Source organism: Rhodococcus sp. EPR-134 (genome assembly GCF_001647205.1).
Taxonomy (GTDB): domain Bacteria; phylum Actinomycetota; class Actinomycetes; order Mycobacteriales; family Mycobacteriaceae; genus Rhodococcus_F; species Rhodococcus_F qingshengii.
The window spans coordinates 1-3,379 of sequence record NZ_LVCT01000644.1; the positions used below are offsets into that span (position 1 = coordinate 1).

Sequence of the window (3,379 nt, forward strand, 5' to 3'; positions counted from 1 at the left end):
TGACGCATCGCGTTTATCCGCGCGCGTTTCTTGTCGTTGCTCTTGATGACGGTCCACGGAGCGGTGGCGGTATCGGTGAACCGGATCATCTCTTCCTTCGCCGCCGTGTACGCATCCCACTTGTCCAGAGAAGCGATGTCCATCGGCGAAAGCTTCCACTGCCGCACGGGATCGACCTGTCTGATCGCGAACCGCGTGCGCTGCTCCAGCGGTGAAACCGAGAACCAGAACTTGATCAAGCTGATGCCGTCGTCGACGAGCATCTGCTCGAACAACGGCACCTGGCGCAGAAATCGCTCATGCTCCTCGTCGGTGCAGAAACCCATGACCCGCTCGACCCCGGCCCGGTTGTACCAAGATCGATCGAACATCACCAGTTCCCCGGCGGCGGGAAGGTGCTGCACGTAGCGCTGGAAGTACCACTGCGTCGACTCGCGAGCCGACGGCTTCTCCAGCGCGACGACGCGAGCGCCACGAGGATTGAGGTGCTCCATGAATCGTTTGATCGTTCCGCCCTTGCCGGCAGCGTCGCGTCCTTCGAACACGATGGCGTGCCGTGCGCCGGTTTCTTTCGACCAGTTCTGCAGCTTGAGGAGTTCGATCTGCAGCAGACGCTTGGACATTTCGTACTCGTCCCGAGGCATCCGTGCGTCGTACGGGTAGCCCTCCCGCCAGGTGTCGACCTCGAAACCGTCCGGCGACGTCAGCAGCACCGGATCGTCGTCGTCATTGTCGTCGACGGTGAAGGCGGCGGTGTCGGCCAGATCGACGGCGGTCGAGAGATCCGCGAAGGCGCTGAGGAACGGTCGGCGTTCTGCTAAATCGGTCACCGCCGACAAGTTAGTCTCCCGCAGCAACCGTTCGGTGAAGCTGGGATGAACTACCGGGGTATGACACGACGGGCTCAAAAGATCAGGGTGCAGATGGGGGTCGTCCCCGATGGTTCCTGATGCGATCTCGCTTCAGAATTGAAGCATGACATTCGAAAGCAACACACCTCGCCCCTTCACCCGTTCCAACGACAAGAAAATGTTCGCCGGAGTGTGCGGCGGAATTGCAGATTACTTCGGCGCCGACGTCAATCTTGTCCGTCTACTCGCCGTTATCGCCGCTATTTGCACGGGTGGAACCGCGGCATTGGTATATCTCGCCGCCTGGATGCTCATGCCATTAGGGTGAGAATTCCGGCAATTCACATGGCGAGAATTACGCGCCGACAAAAGGTATTTCGGGGCCTACGCGCCAACACGAGCAGGCCCCGAAATCGACAATCTACTTGACGGCCAGGCCACTGACGCGGCCCAATCCTGACCGATGATCGCATCGACCGAGCCGGCAGCGTCCGCGACGGCCCCTTCAAGCATGACGTTCTCCATTAGACGTTCAGTGGTTCACTTGGGACGAAGAAATGATGCCAATCCGAAAACTCAGGGAATGACAGGCGGCGTAAAGCCGGGGTTGTCGAGAGATTATCGTTCGACCAACTCACGATTTTGGTCGGAAACTGCCTGCAGAAGCGTCGTGAACCCCACCCGCAATAATTCGATGTAGTGCTCGATATCCGGCATCGTCTCTCGCGAGACGATGACATTGAGCGTCAGAGAACCTCCACGCGCAGCAATGAGGAAGTGGCGCAGAATGTCTCCGTCGACCGGCGCCTGCCCGCCGAGAACTGCCACCGCCGGCGCACCTTCGAAGACATTGCCGTCGACCGATACCGGGACATTGCTGATCGTCGTGTTCTGAATGACCTTGTGCGAAGGGTCCAGCTTGTTGAGCCGACGCGAGAGACCGGTGAGTCTGAGCAGAGCCGCAGGCGAGGTTTCGATGCGTGTGCCGTAACGACGGACGGCTGGGTGCGAACTCCGCCCCTTTGCCATCAGCGCCGAATCCCTGATCAGTGTCAGCCGCTCGACCGGATCTTCGACGTCCGTGTGCAGATCGACCGTCAACAGCGCCAGTTGGTTGGCCGATTCCCATTCGGCTATCTGCCGCATCGATCGGGGAACCATCGCCGCCAACCCACTGGCCGACTTCTCGCCCTTTTCCGACAGGTATGCGTCGAGAGCACCGGCGAACACGGTCAGGAAGATGTCGTTGACCGTCACGTCCGGAACGGCCGCTCGGATCGCTTTGATGTCTGCGCCGTCCAGCGTCAGGAAATCGATCGTCATGTCTCCGCCCAGCACGCCGTTGAATCGGGTCGGTAGGCGGTCGGCCGAGTACGTAGGCAGCTCTCCGGCCTCTTCCGCCTCCCGAACCGTCTCGGCCGCAACCTTTGTCACGGACAGACCCCGGCCGAAACGGATCGCCTGGCCGGGCAAACCCACGACCGTGCGCCCGATCAAATCCAGCGACGAAAGCCCCGAACCGGCACGCTTCGTCTCCGGCTTCGGCGGACCGGAGAAAAGAAGGTTGGTCAGATCGCGGATCGCCAGACCGTCACCGGCCCCGTGGTGGGTCTTGAGCATGATCAGCGTCAGATTGCCCGGTAGCTCGTCGATCCCGTGCACTCCGGTCATGACGTGCAACTCCCAGGGCGGCCGGGACAAGTCCATCGGCTCACCGAGCGAGCGCCCGAGCAATTCACGAACCGGCGCCCACCCGGCAACCGGGGCACGATGGACGTGCACGTGATCATCGACGTCGAAATCGGCCGGGACCCAATAGGGATAGTCCAGATCCAGCGGAACTCGCTGGAGTCGACTCGTGAACAGCGGCCAGTATCCGAATCTTTCGGTGATCCACCGAACCGCGTCGTCGTGCGTCATCTCTGCGAGCGGATGGCCCGTCGTGTCGAAGAAGTAGGCGCACACCATGTGGCTCAGATGTCCGCCGGACTCGTTGTAGACGAACTCCGCGTCTCGCGGCCCCATCTGAGATACCGCGGCTGGCAACGAGTTCCGAAAGATCATGCATGCCCCTCAATTCCGACGCTGAACGAATGTCCGAATTGTAGCGAGCTGACATGCCGATCCTCTGGGTTCTGCTCGGAATCGTTGGGTATCACCGGATCCAGCAATCGGAAAAGGTGCCTGTGATTCCGATCGATCAGGAGGCAACCTCTTGGTTAGGTGAATCCGCAATCTGCATCGCAGCTGCCGCTGCCAAGTCATCGAAACTTGCCTCCTCCGCACGAGCAAAAGCCCGGCCCACCGAATGGTGGGCCGGGCTCCAGGAGCTAGGTGGAGATGGACTCAGAAGTCCATGCCGCCCATGCCGCCGGTCGGATCGCCTGCAGGCGCCCCGGCCTTCTCGGGCTTGTCAGCGACAACGGCTTCGGTCGTCAGGAACAGAGCCGCGATGGACGCTGCGTTCTGCAGTGCCGAGCGGGTGACCTTGACCGGGTCGTTGATGCCTGCAGCGAGCAGGTCGCCGT

3 protein-coding genes and 1 pseudogene are annotated in these 3,379 nt (G+C 61.0%); 1 reads left to right on the forward strand and 3 read right to left on the reverse strand.

The genetic code is table 11. The features are described 5' to 3' along the window. Nucleotides 1-830: polyphosphate kinase 2 (gene ppk2 / locus A2J01_RS28135; RefSeq protein ID WP_064114045.1), on the reverse strand; the 830-nt coding region annotated here is incomplete at its 3' end. A gap of 145 nt (nucleotides 831-975) precedes the next feature. On the opposite strand from ppk2, the gene A2J01_RS28140 reads away from it, so the two are divergent. Continuing rightward, nucleotides 976-1,179, forward strand: coding sequence for a PspC domain-containing protein (locus A2J01_RS28140; protein ID WP_003941534.1), 204 nt, complete (start codon nucleotides 976-978; stop codon nucleotides 1,177-1,179). Nucleotides 1,180-1,469: 290 nt separating this feature from the next. Here the strand turns inward: A2J01_RS28140 and A2J01_RS28145 are convergent, their stop codons facing one another. After that, complete coding sequence (locus tag A2J01_RS28145) at nucleotides 1,470-2,915, reverse strand: wax ester/triacylglycerol synthase domain-containing protein (protein ID WP_064114046.1); 1,446 nt, start codon at nucleotides 2,913-2,915, stop codon at nucleotides 1,470-1,472. Nucleotides 2,916-3,197: 282 nt separating this feature from the next. Further along, nucleotides 3,198-3,379, reverse strand: a pseudogene (gene groEL, locus A2J01_RS28150) (chaperonin GroEL); the annotation flags it as partial.